This window comes from Prosthecobacter sp. Pr1, assembly GCF_057652315.1.
On record NZ_JBYFBS010000001.1, the window covers coordinates 458,235 to 476,527 of the forward strand.

The window sequence follows — 18,293 nt, forward strand, 5'->3', positions numbered from 1 at the left end:
AGCATGGCCTCATTTCCCGCCGCTTTCGTCGATGTCAAAAAATTTTCCGGCCACGGCCCAGGCCAGATCTGTGCGTGGCAGGATGCCGTCTCCGCCAATGTAGTAGCGGCTGCAGATGATGTAGTTGTCACGAGACACTCCGGTGCTGGTGCCGGCGGAGAAGATGGCGGCGACTTTCAAGCTGAGCGAGCCGGCGATGCCATGCTTCTGCTGCATGTAGGTACGGAACTCGGTCTCGTTGGGATTCGTGAAGGCAAGTACGACAATCAACGAAAAGAGGAGAAAGAGGATGAGTCTCATGGCTTGGGTGTGGCTGGGATGGGTGGAGTGGTGGTGGTTGGCTGGCTGGCTGGGGGAGTCGTTTTGGCGTCCACCCGTTTTAACTCAAACGAGCCGGGTGTGGAGCCTGGAATTTCAATCCATTCGCCTGGTTCGGCCTGCTCGCTGCGCAGGCGCCACTGCTCGCCCTCGATCTCGTAGAGAGGGCGGTTGGCCTCCTTTGCTTTCTGGCGCATGAGGAGCATGCGGTCTTCATTTTCGGCGGCCACGGCTTTTTTCACCTGGGCACCCCAGTCGCCGGCGGGCACTTCACGGATTTGGAGCAGACCGCGATGATCTTCGCTGACGAGCTGGTTGTTTTTCAAGGTCTGGATTTCCTGCATGCGGTTGCGCATGCGCTCGGTGGCCTCGCTGGCGTTTTTGAGAGCCTCCTTGTCCTGGGGTTCGTCACCCCGGTACTGGTAAACATCCAGACGCATGTTGAGGTTGACTTCGAGAGGCTTCGGCGTGGTGATCGGGACCTCGGGCAGCTTGCAGGCGGCCAGGATAAATGAGGCAGCGCAAAGGATGAGTCGTTCAGTTTGCCAAAGCATCAGCGGTTTCGGGTTTGCGTGGTTCCTCTTTCCAGCGGTGATCATAGACATTCACATCGAACTTGCGCGAGCCCTTCGGGCCGAGGAATCGCAGGTGACCGCGGCCCTCACGTCCGTAGAAGCGTGCTTTGCCATCAATGTTTTCATACTCGAAATCGCGCAGTGTTTCCAGCCCGATGCGAGTTATTTGATCTCCGATGGTGCCGGTCAGCGCCTTGGGGAGGGATTTGATCAAGTCATTGAGCGCGGCGATGCTGAAGCGGCCATGCGAGCGGTTTTGGAATTCTGCATCGCCCTGATAGAGTTCGTTCTTGTTTCCTGTGGCGACGATCTTGCCCTGCACCTTGCCGTCGATCAGGAAGTAATCCGGGAACAAGGTGGTTGTCACGGGCTTGAGATCCACATCGGTGCCGGCCACCCAGCCATCCCAGGTGAAGGATTCGTCCAGATAGATGTCGAACGCGCCATTCACATAGCCGCCGTAGGCCGAACTGCCGAAGAGACCGTAGATGCCGTGCACGTCGTAGGTCACGCTCAGGTGGGCTTTTTCAAAGTGGAGCTGCTTCCAGCGCAGCTGCTCGACGGTGAAGGTCTCGGTCAAATTGTTGTTCCGGTCTTTCATCGGCAGATTGAAATGCACCTGCCCTTTCATGCCGCGGAACTCGAGCTTCAGCTCATTGAGCGTGTAATCGTCCGACGGGATGTCGAACTGGGCATCGAGCTGGCCGCTTTCGAGCTTCGAAGTGAAGCTGAAGGGAAAGGGGCGGCTGATGCCTGCGAGAGGCACGCCCTTTGGTGCGATGATCAGCTTGCCATCGGTCACTGACAGGGTGTCCACCTGCCAGCCGGGGGCGGTGGGTTTTGGCGGTGCGGGAGGGCCAAAGGTGGCATCCGAAATGGGAGCTTCGCCCTTCATTGATTTGCGGTAGTTTTCCACATACCAAAACAGATCTTCGCCCACATAGAGAACGGGGGAGACGATTTCGACGCGGTCAATGCGGCGGTGCAGCAGGCCATCGAGGGTGTAGTTCACATGGATGACATCCATTTCCGCCACGGTGCGCAGGGCTTCGTGCGGGGAGGGGATGCGCAGGCGTGTGAGCTGGATGCTTTGTGGCTCCACGTTTTCCGCGAGGCCGTCCAGATCCAGAGGGGTCTCGTTTGCGGTGAGGTTCACATCAAAACGCACCGGGGGCATGCCGGGAGCGATGCTCATGAGCGTGACGCCGAGTTTCTCCACTTCGATTTTGCCTGCTGTCCAGCGCGCTGCGGCGGCATCTGCTTTGGTTTGAACCACTGCTGCATCACCAGTGAACAAAGTCATCAGTGCATCTCCCGCCGCCACATGACCTTCCGTGATCTTCAATGAATCCAGGCGCCGCGTGCGCCACATGTCCGGCAGCGCCGCCTGCACCTCCACCTCCGCGAAATTCAACACCGGCAAGCTCGAACGTTTGGGGATGCTCATCTGAGCGGATTGAATGCGCAGATGCTGCTTGGATTGCTCTGTCGTGATCGAGAAGTGAATCGAAGATTCCAGGCGCTCCGCCAGTTGCATCGCGATGTCGAGCTCGGCACCCGTCACCGTGAGGGAGCCAAACTGCAGCTGCTTCCACCAGGGCAGGGCGTGTTTGAGAGGTGACTTCACCGGGGGTGTTTCGATCTTGTCAAACCATGGACCGTTCTCGGGAGTGAAAGCAAAATGGGGGGCCGTGAGCACCAGTGATTCCACCTGCCACAACTCGCGAAAGCTGTCGGGCACGAGTTCCAGTGTGGCGGACTTTGTCTGTGCGAAGGGGTTTGGCTGGATGCCGGCGGCTTTTGGATTCCAACGCAGGGACACATCTGCCAGGGCGAGTTTTTGCTTCACTGCCGAGCGCAGTCCCTCTGAGGAAATATCCAGCGCTTCCAGGCTGGTGCTCCAGTTCAGGTCACCCGTCAGGGGGCAGAGTTCGGTGGGCGTCAGTTTGAGCGTGCCGCCCTGCACTTCCAGTGCATCGATCTTTGCCTGCCAGGCGGTGGACTGTGTGGATTTGCTTTTGGGCAGCAGGGCTGTTTCCAGTTCACGGGTCCATTCGATGACTGGTTTTTGCAGGAGTCCGCGCTCCACATGCCAGAGGCCGTTTAAGTCCTGGGACGCTTTCAGATCCAGGGCTGCGACATTGATCCCACCGGGTCCGGTCAGCGGCTGCAGGTGCAGATTTTTCAGATGCAGCTCCTGAGTACCGCCTGAGAGCAAGCCCGAGTTTGAGAGTCTCACGTCACGCCCCTCCCAATCAAACTGCAGACCGCCGCGCAAGGGGGGCAGTTTGGCCCTGAGTGCGGGACTGAGCTCCTGCAGCCAGGCGAGATCAAAGCTGCCGCCGTACAGCGAGGCTCTTTTGAGCTCGATCTCGTTTCCGCGCATTTCGGTTTCGAAGTGCAGGCTGCTGAATACGGGCTGGCCGCGCCACTCGGCCTGCTGCAGGTCTGTGATGACGGTTTTGAACGAAGGGAATTTGCTGCCGCCGACTTCCAAGGCCTGCACCTTCTGCGTGATGATCACACTGCCAAGGGGCAGCCAGTTATCATCGCGCACGATGAACTTCGTAGGGGTGAGATCAACCAAGTCCAGACGCCAGCGGAATGAGGAGGATTCCGCGACTGCCGGGCTGGCGGGTTGAGGTGGTGACGGCAGCAGCCATGCCAGCGGCACGTCCACCACGGCATCCTCCAATTTGAGGCCGCCGAGGTTTCCCTGGTAGAGCTGACCCCAGCGAGGCCGCCATTCCAAATGGCCCACGCTTGAGATGTGTTTTGAACTGGGAAGGTGCAGGGTGCTGACCTCCCGCAGGTGCAGGGCTCCGTCCTGCCAGTCCAGGGAGACGACTTCCACCTGCATGTCGCCGAGAAAGCGGCGCAGGAGTGCATTCGCGATGGGCACGCGTTGATGCCATGCCCAGCCGACCAAGATGGTGAGCAGGACTATGCCCGTGAGTCCGAGACGCCAGCTCCAGCGCCACAAGCGGCGAAGTTTGGAGAAAGGGGCGGTGGTGGAATTCACCTGACCAGAGTATCATGAAGTCGTGGGTGTGCCACGCTCTGATTTGCGGTATCTGGTTCGGAATGAGGGGCTTGGCATGCTGGCGAGGAGGGCTTGCCTGCGAGGATGCCGGGGGCTAATGTCGGCGCTCCATGCGCGTCTTGTCGGCCATTCTCTATTTGCTGGTGGCAACGTGTCTGCATGCGCATTCGGTGCATACCTCGACTGCGGAGGCGGAGTACAATGAAAAGACGAAGAAACTGGAGGTGAGTCTCACGGTTTTCGTGAGCGATCTTGAACTTGCGCTTGTGCGGCAGAGCGAGCGGGAGATGCGGATTGATCGAACGCCTGCGGTGGAATTTGATGCGCAAATTCAGGCTTATCTGGCCAAGACTTTTGTGGTGACGGATGCGGCGGGGAAAGCGGCCAAGATGACGTGGGTGGGGCGCGAGATGGAGGAGGCGAGTGCGAAGAGCGGGGATCCGGCGGTGGTGTTGTTTTTTGAGGTGGAGGTGCCGGAGGGGATGGCGGGCGCGACTATCCAGAACGTTGTCTTTTGCGATCTGTTCAAGGATCAGATCAACCTGCTGCAGCTGCGTGAGGGGGATAGGAAAATCGAGATGCGTTTCGCAGGTGAGCATCCGTCCAAGAAGCTCAATGCGCGCGAGATTACGCCTTGAAGAATTGGTCGCAAGAAAGGGCGGCATCGTGGCTCTGTCATGGAGCTTAAATGCCTTCGGCGGGACTTTTTGTGAGCGCTGCTGGTGGGCGTGATGTGCGGCGGGGTGCTGGGTTTGCTTCCCGATGATGTGCTGCGATACCCAGGGAAGCGCTCGCTAAAGCTCGGCATCCCTGGGCTATACTACGGAAGGCCGTTGGCCTTCAAGGCAGGCATGAGGTGAAAATGATGCTCTGAGGGTTTTGCACAGAGTGCCATCAATGACGCGTTAGCATGACGATCACTGGTGGAACTTAGCATCCACCATCACCCAAAGAAGGGCGCGAGGATGTTGCGGGCGACTTTGATGGCTTTCATGCGGCCTTCGAGGGTTTTGCCGAAGGTGTCGTCTTCGACTTCGATGCAGAGGGGGCCGTCGTAGCCGATGCGCATGAGCTCGGCCATGAAGGCGGCCCAGTTGATATCGCCGTAGCCGGGGATGCGGGGCTGGTGCCACTGGAGGGGGAAGTCGAAGCGGCCGACTTCGTTGAGGGCGGCGCGGTTGATTTTGACGTCTTTGGCGTGGACGTGGAAGAGCTTGGATTTGAACTCGGCGAGTGGGCTGAGAGGATCCATGTCCTGGAGGATGAAGTGTGAGGGGTCGTAGTTGAGGCCGAAGCTGGAGGAGTCGATGTCGTTGAAGGCGCGGCGCCAGATTGCCGGGGTGGTCATGAGGTTTTTGCCGGCGGGCCATTCGTCGCGAGTGAAGGACATGGGGCAGTTTTCGATGCCGATCTTCACGCCATGCTCCTCGGCGTACTTGATGATGGGCTGCCAGATTTTGAGGAAGCGGGGCCAGTTTTCATCGACGGTCTTGGTCCAGTCACGACCGACGAAGCCGGTGACGAGATTCACGCCGAGCTTGGGGGCGGCGGCGATGACTTTTTTGAAATGGGAGACGGCTGCGCGTGAGACGGCGGAGTCGGGATCGAGCATGTTGGGGTAGTAGCCGAGGGCGCTGATGCTGACGCCCTGATCCTGACAGTGGCCGAGGATTTCCTGGGCCTGGCTTTTCGACATGGCGGTGACGTCGATGTGGGTGACGCCGGCGTATTTGCGCTCGGCTTTGCCGACGGGCCAGCACATGACCTCAACGGTGGAGAAGCCTTCGTGGCGGGCGAAGTTGAGGACGTTGTCGAACGAGAGTTCGGGGAGGATGGCGGTGACGAAGCCGAATTTCATGGATGGGGGAAGATCGAGGATTGGTGGCGAGAAAACGTCCCAGACGGCACTTAATCCAGTGCTATTTCGAGGCGAGGTGTGTTTGCCGCACGCTCAGAGACGGGCGGGCTGACGCCACACCCATCCCACGAATGACTTGTGGCCCCTCACCCTTACCTCTCCCCGAACGCGTCTTGGGTGTTGCGATATCATCGGCGGGGAGAGGGGATGCGCTTTGGGGGCGCGCGACGTTATGAGCCAAGGAGGGGCTGTCGGAAATTTAAAATGCTTCTATTCAAGCCAAGTTTACGGGCACAAAAAAGGGCGGGATGTGAGTCCCGCCCTTTTGGAGTGAATGTGTTACTTGGCTTCGGCAGAGATGTCTTTTTTGCCTTCGAGGACTTTGTCCACGAGGCCGTATTCGGCGGCCTGGGCGGCGGACATGTAGTTGTCGCGGTCGGCGTCGCGCTCGATCTGTTCGACGGACTTGCCGGTGTGGTGGGCGAGGATGCGGTTGAGGCGCTTTTTGAGGCCGAACATGTATTCGACGGTGCGCTCCACATCGCTGGCGGTGCCGCGTGCGCCGCCGGAGACCTGGTGGATCATGATGTCGGAGTTTGGCAGGGCGTAGCGCTTGCCCTTGGTGCCTGCGGCGAGGAGGACGGCGCCCATGGAGGCGACGAGGCCGATGCTGTAGGTGCAGACATCGCAGGTGAGGAACTGCATGGTGTCATAGATGGCAAGGCCGGCGGTGACGCTGCCGCCGGGGCTGTTGACGTAGATGTTGATGTCCTTCTTCGGATCCTGCATCTGGAGGAAGAGAAGCTGGGCGATGATGATGGAGGCCATCGTGTCATTGACCTCGCCACCGAGGAAGATGATGCGGTCCTTCAGGAGGCGGGAGTAGATGTCATAGGCGCGCTCGCCACGGCCTTCGGACTCGATGACGGTGGGGACCATGTAACTGGACTTCGGCGCGATGGAGGTGGGGAAATCGGAGGGAAAGTCGGAATATTGGCTGGGGGTCATGGCGGGAATGAAGAGGTGGGGGGGGGAGTTGTCAATGTGGGAGGAAAAAAGCTGGATGCTGGATCAGACCGGGGAGGATGAGGCTAGCTTCAAACCGACGACGCCGGAGACGATGAGCAAGATGCATGCGAGGCGCGCGGCGGTGCGGGGTTCATCAAAGATGAAGATGCCGATCAAAGCGGTGCCGACGGCGCCGATGCCAGTCCAGATGGCATAGGCGGTGCCGAGGGGCAGGGTGCGCAGTGCGAGGGAGAGAAAGAAGAAGCTGGCGATCATGAGCGCCACGGTGATGAGGCTGGGCCACAGCCGCGTCCAGCCGGCGGTCTGTTTTAAACCGACGGCCCATGCCACTTCGAGAAGACCGGCGATGATGAGGTGAAACCAAGGCATGATGAAAACGAGATTACGCTTCGATGCTTATGTCGAGCGTGCTTTTTTCAGAGCATCTCCAGGGTGATGTCTTTGAAAGCGACGATGCGCCAACCGTTGAGGGATTCGCCATCGAATAGAGCGAGCTTGGCTGAACCGGTGGCTGGTGGAGGGGAGATGTAGGCCTTGGAGGATACCTTTGCGGCACGCTGCTTGCGGCGGGTGACGACGTCGTCGCGCTTGGTGCGGACGGCGTCGGCGTCGGAGGTGCGGCCTTGAGCGAGGACTTCCTTTTCCAAAGCATTGAGGACTGCTATGTAGCGATCGTAGAGCGGCAGGGAGGAGGCGTCTTTCTGCTGAGCGTAATTTTTCTCCGCAGTGCGGTAGGCGTTGCGCAGATTGACCACGGTCTTGTGCAGACTCGCGGGGTCGATGGACGGCATGAACTTATGCGTGGTGAAGCGCTGCTTTTCTTCACGCAGGGCGATGGCTTCATCGAGCCGACCGGCTTTGGTGGCATCCTGCATCGCGCGATCAAGCGCCGTGACATAACCTGTGCCCAGGGTGTCGAGCTGATCGACATAAGCGGTATTCACTTCCCGCTCAAAGGCGGTCTGAAACTGGGACTCCAACTGAGCCAAGCGGTAAACGATTGACTCATTGGTGGTGGCAGGAGGGGGCTGAGTTGGCGTTACTGTGGCAGGGGGAGTGGCCGGTGCCATCGTGGGTGGTTTGCTGCTTGGGGGAGCAGGTTTCACCGTCGGCGGAGGGTAGGTAGGCGTGACTGGCTGCGGTTTTGGCGTTGGTTTTGGAGATGGGGTGGTGGTGATCTTCGGCGTGGGTGCCGGAGGAGGGGTAATTGTCGTTTTTTCGGCAGACTCGGACGGAGTGTGCAGATCGGCCGGGTGCTGACGGTTGGCGATGAACCAGCCGCCGACGCCGAGCATGAGCAGCGCGGCGAAGACGTAGGGCATTGTCGAGGACGAGGCGGCTTTGGGTGGTGGTGGCGCCTGATATGGATCGGGTCTTGGCGCGGTGCGCTGCTGGGCGGAGCCGGGATTGCGTGATGAGGGGACGACGGTGCGGCCGGGTGTCTGAGGTGGTTGCTTGGGCAGAACGGCGCTGGATTCCTGGCCAGAGACTGCGCGGGGCGTGGTGAGAATGACGTCCAGCGCCTGACGCAGTTCGTGGCTGCTTTGATAGCGTTCCTCGCGGTCGTGCTCCAAGGCGCGGCGGATGATGGCGTCAAAGCGGGGATCGATGCTTCGAAATTTCTGCGACGGCATTTTGAACATGCCGCGCGGGATGTCTCCGGTGAGCATCTGATACAGCATGACGCCGACGGCGTAGATGTCCGCACGGCCGTCCACATCCGTGCCTAGCATGAGGGCTTCAGGCGCCACGTAGTCGGGCGTGCCCATGGTCATGCCGGTTTGAGTGAGGCCGGAGTTTTGTGCTTTGTCTGCAAGCTTGGCGAGGCCGAAGTCGGCGACTTTGACGCGGCCTTCGATGTCGATGAGGACATTGGAGGGCTTGATGTCACGATGCACGATGCCCTGCTTGTGCGCGTAGCCGAGGGCATCGCACAAATGCGCGGTGATGGCGAGGGCGTGCTCCTGGGGCAGCTTGCCTTCGCGAGCGATCATGCGCTGGACGTCGGTGCCATCGACGTACTCCATGACAAAGTAGAGCTGGCCGTCCGACGTGCGGCCGAAATCATACACGCTGACGATGGCGGGATGATTCATGCGGCCCATCAGGCGGGCTTCGTTTTTGAAGCGCTCGGCAAAGGCGAGATCCTGCCGTTCGATGGCCGGCGGGAGCAGTTTGATGGCGACGACGCGATCCAGGCTGAGCTGCACGCCTTTGTAGACCGCCCCCATGCCGCCACGGCCGACGAGCATGTGAACCTCATATTGGGGCAGAATTTCCTGCAATTCCGCCGGTGTGGGCGGTTCCCAGCGCCAGCCGCCGCCCGTGGTCTTCGGCGGAGGGATGGGATTGGAGGAATCACTCATGGCTGGGCTAGGGAAGGAGAGGCCGATTTAGCAGCAGATTTACCTCCAGAGGTACGAGAAGTTGTCTGGAAGCACAAGCATTGAGACACGGAATGACGCGATGGGTTGATTTCTGTGACAGACTCGCCTAACTCCGCGCCCCATGAATGAAAGTCTGAAGATCTTAAGCGGCTCCGCCCATCCGACGCTGGCGAAGTCGATTGCCCAAAACCTGAACATGGCCCTCTGTGCCGCGGAGCTGACCACGTTTCCGGACGGCGAGACCTTCGTGCAGATCCATGAGAACATCCGCGGCGGTGATGTCTTCATTGTGCAGCCGACCTGCCCGCCGACGAACCAGAACCTGATGGAACTGCTCATCATGGTGGATGCCGTGCGCCGTGCGAGCGCCAACCGAATCACCGCTGTGCTGCCGTTCTTCGGCTATGCGCGCCAGGATCGTAAAGACCGCCCGCGGGTGCCGATCACTGCGAAGCTGGTGGCGAATCTGCTGGTGGCCGCCGGGGTGAACCGGGTGCTCACGGTGGATCTGCACGCCGGGCAGATTCAGGGTTTCTTCGACATTCCCGTGGATCATCTGTATGCGGCTCCCGTCTTGATGAAGACCATTCGCGAGCGTGAAATCAGCGATCTCGTGGTGGTCTCTCCTGACGTGGGAGGCATCAAAATGACGCATGCTTTTGCCAAGGCGCTTGGCGCTCCGATGGCGATTGTGGCCAAAAATCGTGTGAGTGCCGAAGAGGTGGAAGCGCATAGCGTCATCGGTGACGTGGCAGGGAAAAATGTTCTTTTGGTGGATGACCTGACTGAAACGGCCGGGACGCTGACTGCGGCCGCCGACCTGCTGCTGAAGCACGGGGCGAAAAAGATTTATGCCGGTGTGTCGCACGCCGTGCTGGGAGAGAAAGGGCGGAATCGCATCGCCAAATCACCGATTGTCGAGCTGCTGGCCACGAATTCGACCCCGCAGGCGACCGGTGAAAAAGTGACCGCTTTGGACATCGCCCCCCTGCTGGCGCAGGCCATTGCCCGCATCCACGGGAACGAGTCTGTCACATCCCTGTTTGACACGCGGGGGTAGGCGTGTATTCTCCGCGCCCTTTTTCCAAAACTTAATCTCCTCCAGTGAGGAACCCCGACCATGGCTAAAATTCTCGATCTCCAGGCAGAAGTCCGCACCCAGTCCGGTACTGGTGCCGTCAAACGCATGCGCAAAGCAGGCACCATTCCAGCAGCCCTTTATGGTCGCAAGGTGAAGCCCTCCAGCATCCAGGTGCACGGCAAAACTTTCTCGAAGCTTCTTGAAGGCAGCGCCTCGGACAACATTCTTGTCTCGCTGAAGATCGCCGGAGCCGCCGAAGACCAGCTCGCGCTGGTGCAGGAAGTGCAGCACGACTACCTCCGCGGTGGCATCCTCCACATTGATTTCCATGCCATTGCTGCTGATGAAGAAATTCACGCCAACGTGCCTGTGGTCACTGTCGGCGAAGCCAAGGGCGCGAAGCAGGGTGGACTGGTGGAAGCCATCCATCACGAAATCGAAGTCCGCTGTCTGCCGAAGGATCTGCCAGAAAGCATCGAGATCGACGTCACCGGCCTCGAAGTTGGCCAGGGCATTCACGTCCGCGAAATCGCCTTCCCTGCAGGCGTCACCTGCCACCTGGGTGGTGATGTGGTCATCGTCATGTGCGAAGAGCCGAAGGTTGAAGTGGAGCCTGAGCCGACCGCTGCCGCCGCCCCTGCTGCTGGTGCCAAGCCAGCCGCTGGCGCTGCCGCCGCTCCTGCTGCCGGCGCCAAGCCTGCCGCTGGTGCTGCCGCCGCCAAGCCTGCTGCCAAGAAGTAATCTCCGCACCTTTTCCAAGATGTGGCTTCCCGAGCGGAAACAACGAGCAGCGGCGTGAACGCGCCGCGTCTCATTGTGGGTCTCGGCAATCCCGGCGAAACCTACCGAGACACACGCCACAACATCGGATTTATGGTGCTGGACGAAATCGCAAGACGCATGGGAGCCGCTTTCCGCGAGGAAAAGCGCTGGTCAGGTCTTGTGGCGAAATTCACGGGCGGATATCTGCTCAAGCCACTTACGTTCATGAACGACAGCGGTCGTGCGGTGCAGTCCGTGGGGCACTTCTACAAGGCTTCACCCGCGCAAACGCTGGTAGTTTACGACGATGTGGATCTGCCGCTGGGCCGTCTGCGTTTCCGCACCAGCGGCTCTGCTGCCGGCCACAATGGCATCCGCTCCCTCATTTCCTCACTCGGCTCGGACGAATTTCCACGACTGAAAGTCGGCATCGCTCCGGCGGATGGCCGTCCTGCCGGAGAACGCATGGTGGGCCATGTGCTGGGCAAATTCAGCGCCGAAGAGAGGCCCGTGCTGGAATCTGTCATTCAGCGCGCGGCTGATGCCGTGCTTTCTGCTGTTGATCGCGGCCTGGAAACCGCCATGAATGTCTTCAACCGACAAACCGAATCTTAACCCCCGAAACCACACCACCTATGAACCGCAAATACGAGGCACTCATCGTGCTCGACACCAAAGGCAAAGAAGAAACCGTTGACTCCCTCGTCAGCACCATCAGCAAAGACATGGAAAAGTCCGGTCTGAAGCTTGAGCAGATCGACAACATGGGCAAACGCAAGTTCCCCTTCAACCCACGTCACGTCGAAGGCGGTCACTTCATCAACATCCAGTTCTCCGGCGCACCTGCCGCTCTGGACAGCCTCCGCGCCAAGCTGAAGCTGAACGAAAACGTGTATCAGCAGTATTACCTGAAGCGCAGCGCGTAGTCCGCCGCGTCGGTGTCTTTTCATCACCCCGGTTTCGCGTTTAGGCGCGAGCCGGGGTTTTGTTTTTTTAGCGAAGGGGAGAGGGGGAGCGTTGAGGGGAGCGGAGACAATGTGCGGCGGAGTGCTGTGTAGACGCTGCTGGTGGGCTGGAGGGAGACGGGGTTTGCTTTCCAGATTGGCTAGATTCTGTATCAAGGTAGCCTCGCTGAGGCTCGGCAACCCTTTGCTATGTGACGTAACCCCTTTGGGGCAGGGGAACCGCGATGGATGTTGGACGGATAGGACGGGTGCTGAGAGCTGGGGCTTCAGGGCCTTTTCACTGTTAGGGTGTCACCTTTTGACACGGTCTTTACAAAACTAGGCTTTCCTTGGGTGTAGGGTATAGGCTATTAACTCATCCAAATTAAAGAAAATATGAGGTGCCTGCTTTCCATCCTGCCTGGTGCTTGGGTCTTTTGCCTGCTGACCTGTTTGCCGGCGTGGGCGGGGGGCATGCCGCCCGAAGTGACGGTTTTGTCTGGTGGAGTCACAGGGATCGGGCAGGTGACTGTGAGCGGTGCGGTGGGAGCCAATGATGGGAGCACGTCGGTAGTTTTCGAGTTTGGGCCGACGACAAGCTATGGTTATACCGCTGCGGCGACGCCTTCGACAGTGGACAATGGGACGGTGAAAACTGTGAGTACAGTGGTGAACGGACTGGATCCTGGCGTGACATGGCATTTCCGCCTCAAGGCGGTGAATTCCAGCGGCACGACGTATGGACAGGACTGGGAAGTGATGCCGGGACTGCCAGCGGCTGTGACGAACGCGGCTGCGGTGACTGATTATGCCACGGTGAGCCTCAATGGTGCGGTCAACGGCTGGGGTTCGAACACGACGGTGAGCTTTGAATACGGAACGACGACGAGCTATGGAGGGAGCGTGACAGCCTCGCCGTCTCACGTGGGTGGCACCAGTCCCACGGCTGTGAGCGCGACTTTGGGCGGATTGTTCGCCGCGAAAGTCTATCACTATCGCGTGAAGGCTGTGAATTTTTTTGGCACGGTGTATGGAGACGACGTCACGTTTGTCCCGGGGATGCCGACGGTGGTCACGCTGGCAGCGACCAATGTGGTCACAGGGGCAGCGAGGATGCAGGGGACGGTGAAGGGGAACGGCTTGCCTGCGACGGTGAATTTTGAATATGGCCCCACGACGGCTTATGGAAGCACGGTGCCTGCGAATCCGAGCGGTATCAGTTCGGATCAAAGCACCACTGCCGTGGCGCAAAGCATCGGGAGCTTGAATCCGGCTGCGACCTATCATTACCGGGTGTATGCGGTGACTGCGCTGGGCGTCATCTATGGGCAGGACATGACAGTGACACCGCAGGCTGGGACGCCACCTGCGGCGACGACGATGCCGGCGACCGCCGTGACAGGCGGTGGAGCGACCCTGCAGGCGATCGTGAATGCGAACAATGACAGCACCACGGTGACCTTTGAGCATGGGACGACGACGAGCTATGGGAGCGTGCTGCCGGGCAGCCCTTCTTCTGTGACGGGCAGCAGTGACACGGCGGTGACGCTGAGCCTTTCCGGCTTTGCACCAGGAACAACGATCCATTATCGAGTGGTGGCCAAAAACAACAGCAGCACGACTTATGGTGCGGACAGGACATTCATCACCACGCCGAATCCGCCTTCGGTCTTTTTGTCCGGCTCGCCCACCTGCCTGCCTAGCAGCGCCCTTTTGTCCGGGGCAGTGAACACGAACGGAGGCAGCACGGTGGTCACTTTTGAATACGGTCTGACGACAGGCTATGGAGAATCAACGGCCGCCTGGGAAAGCCCGATAAGCAGCGGTAGTGGCAGTGTGAGCGGCCAGATTTCAGGACTGTCTGGCGGGACGACTTATCATTATCGAATGAGGGCCGTGAGTGCAGGCGGGACGGTGACGAGCCAGGATCAGACCTTTACGACACCGGCTGCGGATCCTGCGGCCCCGATGGTGATGACGCTGCCTGCCACGATGGTGAACAGCACCATGGCGACGCTGAGCGGGATGGCCAATGGCAATGGCTATGATGCCCAGGTGTCGTTTGAGTACGGGACGAGCACGTTTTACACGCAGTCGAGGCCGGCGGTTGAGCGAGTGGGCGGCTGGTCGAACACGCCTGTCACCGCCAATCTCAGCGGGCTGACCGCTGGTACGACCTACCATTACCGGGTGCGGGCGACCAACGGACATGGCGGCACGGTCTTTGGTGCGGACAGGACTTTTACGACGGCTGCCACCGGGGTGCCGGTGGCCAGCACGGCAGGCGCCACGCTGCTGAACCCGACACTGGCGCGCCTGAACGCGAATGTGAGCGCCAATGGCGGAACTGCGATCACCTCCATGGCTTTTGAGTATGGGCTAGACACGAGCTATGGCAGCACGGTCTCTCTGGGGGGAGGCATTTCGGGCATGAATTTTGTGACGGTAAAAGCAAACATTCCCTTCGCTGGCAGCGGTGTGACCTATCACTACCGGATCCGTGCAAGCACTGCTTCGGCCACTGTTTTTGGCGAGGACATGACGTTTGTGACACCTGATCCGCAGGACGCCAATCTCGCCAATCTGGGGCTGAGTGGCGTGATGCTGCAGCCTGTGTTTGAACCGGGCACCACCAGCTACACTGCGAGCGTGCCTTATGACATGAACTCCATCCAGTTCACACCGGTGGCTGCGCAGAGTCTGGCCACGGTGCAGGTGAACGGCTACTGGGTGAATGGAGACGGCAGCACGAGTCCGCTGGAACTGAGCCTGGGGGAAAACACGTTCCATGTGGTGGTGACAGCGATCGACGGCACCACCACGCAGGATTATACGGTGAAGGTGACGCGAAGCCTGCCCAAGGCGGGCAATCTGGATTTCAGCTTTGGCGCAGGCTCCGGGACGGCCCGTATCAAGGCCGGGTTTTCCAGTGACAGTTGCCACCAGATTTTGATGCAGCCTGATGGCAAAATTCTCATGGTGGGAGCCATGATGCCTGGCAGCAGCACGGATGTGAGCCTGATCCGCCTGCTGCCTGACGGGAGCCTGGATCAAACGTTCAACGGTTCAGGCATGGTGATGACCGACAACGTGGGGCAAAGTGATTTTGCCATGGCGATGGCCCTGCAGCCAGACGGCAAGATCTTGGTGGCCGGCTACACCAGCAATGGCACGGACAATGATTTTCTGCTGCTGCGATACAATAGTGACGGCACGCCCGATGTCAGTTTTAACGGGACGGGAATGGTTGTCACTGCGGTGGGGGGAGGTGATGACCTGGCCTCAAGCATCGCTTTGCAGAATGATGGCCGCATTGTGGTGGCGGGGACCGCCTGGAATGGCAATGACAATGACTTTGCGGTGGTGCGCTACATGAGCGCAGGTGTGCTGGACACGAGCTTTAACAGCACTGGAAAGGTGGTGACTGATTTTGGCAGCCAGTTCAGTGAATCTGCCAATGGGGTGGTGGTGAGCAGCAACGGCCGGATTGTGGTGGTGGGAACGAGTGATGCCGGCGGTACGAATCTGGCCTGCTATACCGGCAGCGGTGCGCTGGACTCCAGCTTTAACAGCACAGGCCTGGTGACTACGAGCAATGGGATGAATGTGAAAGCTGTGGCGCTGCAAGTCGATGGCAAGATAGTGGTGACGGGTGTGACCTACAATGGCAGCGACAATGACTTCACGCTGATGCGCTACACCGAAGCAGGAGCCCTGGACACGACCTTTGGCGGCACGGGCTCTGTGGATACGAATTTTGGCGTGAACAGCTATGATGACCCTGGTGGGCTGGTGATCCAGGGGGATGGCAAGATTGTGGTGGCAGGGCGTTCCTCAAGCGCCGGGGCAGCGACATTTGCCCTGGCCCGGTATGATAGTCTGGGGGCGCTTGATGCGACTTTTAGCAGCGGTGGCAAGGTGAACCAATCCTTTGGCAGTTATGAGCAAGGAGCCAATGCGGTGGCATTGCAGGATGATGGCAAAATCGTCGCGGCTGGCTTTGCCGGAGTGAGCGGGAGTGAAGGCTTTGCTGTGGCGCGCTATCTTGGGGATGGGCCGGGCATGGCTGTGAACCAGATTCTCGGAGGCAATGTGTTTGACGGGCTGACGACGGCTGACATCGGAGGGGGGCTGCCAGGGGCGGTCGTGAGTCAGACCTTCACTCTCAAGAACAGCGGACTGGCTGATCTCAGCGGGTTTGGGCTTAGCATCACGGGAGCTGATGCGGGCAGTTTCACGGCAACTACCGTTCCAGCGGCGCCTGCACCTGCGCTGACGAGTTCGGGCAGCATGACGCTGATGGTGCAGTTCACTCCTTCAAGCATTGGAGTGAAAACGGCCGTGCTGCACATCGCCAGCAATGTGGCGGGCAACAACAGCTCCTTCGACATTGCCCTGACGGGGACCGGCTTGACTCATGCCGCCAACTGGAGGCAAACGTGGTTTGGTACTGCCGATAAAACGGGTAATGCGGCTGACACCGCCGATGCCGACTTTGACGGGGTGCCCAATCTTCTGGAATACGCCCTGGGCATGAATCCCACGGTGGCAAGCTCTCAGCAACTGCCGCAGCCGCAGACTGTGAGCGATGATTTCGTGATGAGCTTTCCACATCCCGCCGGAGTTTCAGGGGTGACGTATGCGGCGGAGTGGAGTGAGACGATGGGCACCAATGACTGGCATGCGGTCTCTGATTCCGGGAACGGAAGCCAGCACGTTTTTCGTGTGCCGATCATGGGCCGCACGAAGATGTTCATGCGGATCAAGGTCTCTGAGCCTTAGCGAGGTCGGATGGCATCGGGGGCAGGAGACCCCGATGCCTTGAATTCCTAGGCGTCGAGACCGAAGGCGGTGTGGACGACGCGGGCGGCGTTTTCGACTTCGGCTTCGTCAACGATGACGGCGGTCTTGATTTCGCTGGTGGAGATCATCTGGATGTTGATCTTGGCGTCTGCGAGGGCCTTGAACATCTTGGCGGCGACGCCGCTGTGGCTGCGCATGCCGATGCCGACGACGCTGACCTTGGCGATGCTGCTCTGGGTGCGAAGCTGGGCTTTCTCTCCGAGGCCGGGGAGTTCGGCCTTGAGCACGGCTTCGGCCTTGGCGAGGTCTGCGCCGCTGAGCGTGAAGGAGATGTCGGTGATGCCGTCGAAGCTGACGTTTTGCACGATCATGTCGATCGTGATGTTGGCGGAGGCGATGGCGCCAAAGATGGCGGCGCTGATGCCGGGGCGGTCGGCGACGTCGTCGATGGTGACTTTGGCCTGGTTGCGCTCGAGGCTGACGCCGCGGACGACGACGGACTCCATGCCGGGGGATTCTTCTTTCACGATGGTACCGGGGTTGTTGTTCATGCTGTTGCGCACTTCAAAGCGCACACCAAATTTATTGGCAAACTCGACGCTGCGGCTCTGCATCACCTTGGAGCCGGAGGAGGCCATTTCGAGCATCTCTTCGTAGCTGATCTCGTTGATCTTCTGGGCGGTCTTCACGACGCGGGGGTCGCAGGTGTAGACGCCGTCCACGTCGGTGTAGATCTGGCAGAGGTCGGCCTTGATGGCTGCGGCCATGGCGATGGCGGTCAAATCACTGCCGCCACGACCCAGGGTGGTGATTTCGCCGCTGGCGGTTTCGCCCTGGAAACCGGCAAGCATGACGATGTTGCCTTCGTCGAGCATCTTTTTCACGGCATCCGGGGTGATGTTGACGATGCGGGCCTTGGTGTGCACGCGGTCGGTGGAAATGCCTGCCTGTGCGCCGGTGAGTGAGACGGCCTTGCCGCCGAGGGCATTGATGGCCATGGCGGTGAGGGCGATGGTGGTCTGCTCGCCGGTGGCGAGGAGGACGTCCATTTCACGCTCGATGGGTTCGCGCTCCGGGGAGACTTCTTTGGCCAACCGGATCAGGTTGTCTGTGACGCCTGACATGGCGGAGACAACGGCGACGACTTGATTGCCGGCACGCTGGGTTTCCAGAATGCGACGTGCGCAGTTGCGGATACGCTCTGGAGTGCCGACGGAGGTGCCGCCGTATTTCTGGACGATGAGTGCCATGCTGGGGGGTTGGGAAAGGGCGCGGAAAATGGCATGGTGGGGCGGGTGCGCAAGGACGGAGTTTGGAAGGGTGGGGGTGCGTCAAGGCGGTGGTGAACTTCAAAAATCAAAAATCGATTGTTCATCAATCGTTAATCGCGCATGCCCATGACAAGCTTTGGGCCGGAGGATTGACGATTGTCGAGCAATCGATTTTTGATTTTTGAGGTGTCGAACCCCGGCCAAGGTGGCGTGTCGGGCATG

Annotated in this window: 14 protein-coding genes; 6 read left to right on the forward strand and 8 right to left on the reverse strand. The window is 59.6% G+C overall.

What is annotated here, in order from left to right:
• Nucleotides 1-9: 9 nt before the first annotated feature.
• Genes AC24GY_RS02015 through AC24GY_RS02025 form a run of 3 tightly spaced genes read right to left on the reverse strand, consistent with a single transcriptional unit; the run spans nt 10 to nt 3,915 of the window.
• A complete protein-coding gene (locus AC24GY_RS02015; RefSeq protein ID WP_422318580.1) occupies nt 10-300 on the reverse strand; it encodes a hypothetical protein in 291 nt (96 codons plus the stop codon).
• On the reverse strand, nt 297-872 hold the full coding sequence (locus AC24GY_RS02020) for a DUF1318 domain-containing protein (protein WP_422318578.1): 576 nt from the start codon (nt 870-872) through the stop codon (nt 297-299). The genes AC24GY_RS02015 and AC24GY_RS02020 overlap by 4 nt, the downstream gene beginning before the upstream one ends.
• A complete protein-coding gene (locus tag AC24GY_RS02025) occupies nt 856-3,915 on the reverse strand; it encodes a hypothetical protein (protein WP_487679848.1) in 3,060 nt (1,019 codons plus the stop codon). The genes AC24GY_RS02020 and AC24GY_RS02025 overlap by 17 nt, the downstream gene beginning before the upstream one ends.
• A gap of 131 nt (nt 3,916-4,046) precedes the next feature.
• On the opposite strand from AC24GY_RS02025, the gene AC24GY_RS02030 reads away from it, so the two are divergent.
• Nucleotides 4,047-4,574 carry a DUF6702 family protein gene (locus AC24GY_RS02030; RefSeq protein ID WP_487679850.1) on the forward strand — a complete coding sequence of 176 codons (528 nt, stop codon included), beginning with the start codon at nt 4,047-4,049 and terminating at the stop codon, nt 4,572-4,574.
• A gap of 305 nt (nt 4,575-4,879) precedes the next feature.
• Here the strand turns inward: AC24GY_RS02030 and AC24GY_RS02035 are convergent, their stop codons facing one another.
• The 4 genes from AC24GY_RS02035 to AC24GY_RS02050 all read right to left on the reverse strand — a co-directional run bounded on the left by AC24GY_RS02035 (nt 4,880) and on the right by AC24GY_RS02050 (nt 9,189).
• Nucleotides 4,880-5,794, reverse strand: a complete 915-nt coding sequence (locus AC24GY_RS02035) for a sugar phosphate isomerase/epimerase family protein (RefSeq protein WP_487679852.1) — start codon at nt 5,792-5,794, stop codon at nt 4,880-4,882.
• Nucleotides 5,795-6,133: 339 nt separating this feature from the next.
• Nucleotides 6,134-6,802: an ATP-dependent Clp protease proteolytic subunit gene (locus tag AC24GY_RS02040; RefSeq protein WP_422318568.1), complete on the reverse strand. Its 669-nt coding sequence runs from the start codon at nt 6,800-6,802 to the stop codon at nt 6,134-6,136.
• Nucleotides 6,803-6,865: 63 nt separating this feature from the next.
• Nucleotides 6,866-7,192 (reverse strand): quaternary ammonium compound efflux SMR transporter SugE, encoded by a 327-nt coding sequence (sugE, locus tag AC24GY_RS02045; protein WP_487679854.1) that lies wholly within the window; start codon nt 7,190-7,192, stop codon nt 6,866-6,868.
• 47 nt (nt 7,193-7,239) lie between these two features.
• Nucleotides 7,240-9,189 (reverse strand): serine/threonine-protein kinase, encoded by a 1,950-nt coding sequence (locus AC24GY_RS02050; RefSeq protein WP_487679856.1) that lies wholly within the window; start codon nt 9,187-9,189, stop codon nt 7,240-7,242.
• A 142-nt stretch (nt 9,190-9,331) separates the two neighbouring features.
• Between AC24GY_RS02050 and AC24GY_RS02055 the strand changes: the two genes are divergently transcribed.
• The 5 genes from AC24GY_RS02055 to AC24GY_RS02075 all read left to right on the forward strand — a co-directional run bounded on the left by AC24GY_RS02055 (nt 9,332) and on the right by AC24GY_RS02075 (nt 16,779).
• The gene (locus AC24GY_RS02055; protein WP_422318562.1) at nt 9,332-10,270 is read left to right on the forward strand and encodes a ribose-phosphate diphosphokinase; all 939 of its coding nucleotides are present in this window, start codon (nt 9,332-9,334) and stop codon (nt 10,268-10,270) included.
• A gap of 60 nt (nt 10,271-10,330) precedes the next feature.
• Entirely contained in the window at nt 10,331-11,032 is a 702-nt protein-coding gene (locus tag AC24GY_RS02060; RefSeq protein ID WP_487679858.1) for a 50S ribosomal protein L25, read from the forward strand.
• Nucleotides 11,033-11,086: 54 nt separating this feature from the next.
• Complete coding sequence (gene pth / locus AC24GY_RS02065; RefSeq protein WP_487679860.1) at nt 11,087-11,668, forward strand: aminoacyl-tRNA hydrolase; 582 nt, start codon at nt 11,087-11,089, stop codon at nt 11,666-11,668.
• 20 nt (nt 11,669-11,688) lie between these two features.
• Nucleotides 11,689-11,979, forward strand: coding sequence for a 30S ribosomal protein S6 (locus AC24GY_RS02070; protein ID WP_300932826.1), 291 nt, complete (start codon nt 11,689-11,691; stop codon nt 11,977-11,979).
• A 492-nt stretch (nt 11,980-12,471) separates the two neighbouring features.
• The gene (locus AC24GY_RS02075; RefSeq protein WP_487679862.1) at nt 12,472-16,779 is read left to right on the forward strand and encodes a cadherin-like beta sandwich domain-containing protein; all 4,308 of its coding nucleotides are present in this window, start codon (nt 12,472-12,474) and stop codon (nt 16,777-16,779) included.
• A 47-nt stretch (nt 16,780-16,826) separates the two neighbouring features.
• Here AC24GY_RS02075 and AC24GY_RS02080 read toward each other — a convergent pair whose 3' ends face one another.
• Nucleotides 16,827-18,050, reverse strand: a complete 1,224-nt coding sequence (locus AC24GY_RS02080; RefSeq protein WP_487679864.1) for an aspartate kinase — start codon at nt 18,048-18,050, stop codon at nt 16,827-16,829.
• Between the last annotated feature and the right edge of the window lie 243 nt (nt 18,051-18,293).

Bases quoted from the DNA above. Each gene is read 5' to 3' on its own strand.
- AC24GY_RS02015 (WP_422318580.1), bottom strand. From the start codon at position 300: ATGAGACTCATCCTCTTTCTCCTCTTTTCGTTGATTGTCGTACTTGCC.
- AC24GY_RS02020 (WP_422318578.1), bottom strand. From the start codon at position 872: ATGCTTTGGCAAACTGAACGACTCATCCTTTGCGCTGCCTCATTTATC.
- AC24GY_RS02030 (WP_487679850.1), top strand. From the start codon at position 4,047: ATGCGCGTCTTGTCGGCCATTCTCTATTTGCTGGTGGCAACGTGTCTG.
- AC24GY_RS02035 (WP_487679852.1), bottom strand. From the start codon at position 5,794: ATGAAATTCGGCTTCGTCACCGCCATCCTCCCCGAACTCTCGTTCGAC.
- AC24GY_RS02040 (WP_422318568.1), bottom strand. From the start codon at position 6,802: ATGACCCCCAGCCAATATTCCGACTTTCCCTCCGATTTCCCCACCTCC.
- sugE (WP_487679854.1), bottom strand. From the start codon at position 7,192: ATGCCTTGGTTTCACCTCATCATCGCCGGTCTTCTCGAAGTGGCATGG.
- AC24GY_RS02050 (WP_487679856.1), bottom strand. From the start codon at position 9,189: ATGAGTGATTCCTCCAATCCCATCCCTCCGCCGAAGACCACGGGCGGC.
- AC24GY_RS02055 (WP_422318562.1), top strand. From the start codon at position 9,332: ATGAATGAAAGTCTGAAGATCTTAAGCGGCTCCGCCCATCCGACGCTG.
- AC24GY_RS02060 (WP_487679858.1), top strand. From the start codon at position 10,331: ATGGCTAAAATTCTCGATCTCCAGGCAGAAGTCCGCACCCAGTCCGGT.
- AC24GY_RS02070 (WP_300932826.1), top strand. From the start codon at position 11,689: ATGAACCGCAAATACGAGGCACTCATCGTGCTCGACACCAAAGGCAAA.
- AC24GY_RS02075 (WP_487679862.1), top strand. From the start codon at position 12,472: ATGCCGCCCGAAGTGACGGTTTTGTCTGGTGGAGTCACAGGGATCGGG.
- AC24GY_RS02080 (WP_487679864.1), bottom strand. From the start codon at position 18,050: ATGGCACTCATCGTCCAGAAATACGGCGGCACCTCCGTCGGCACTCCA.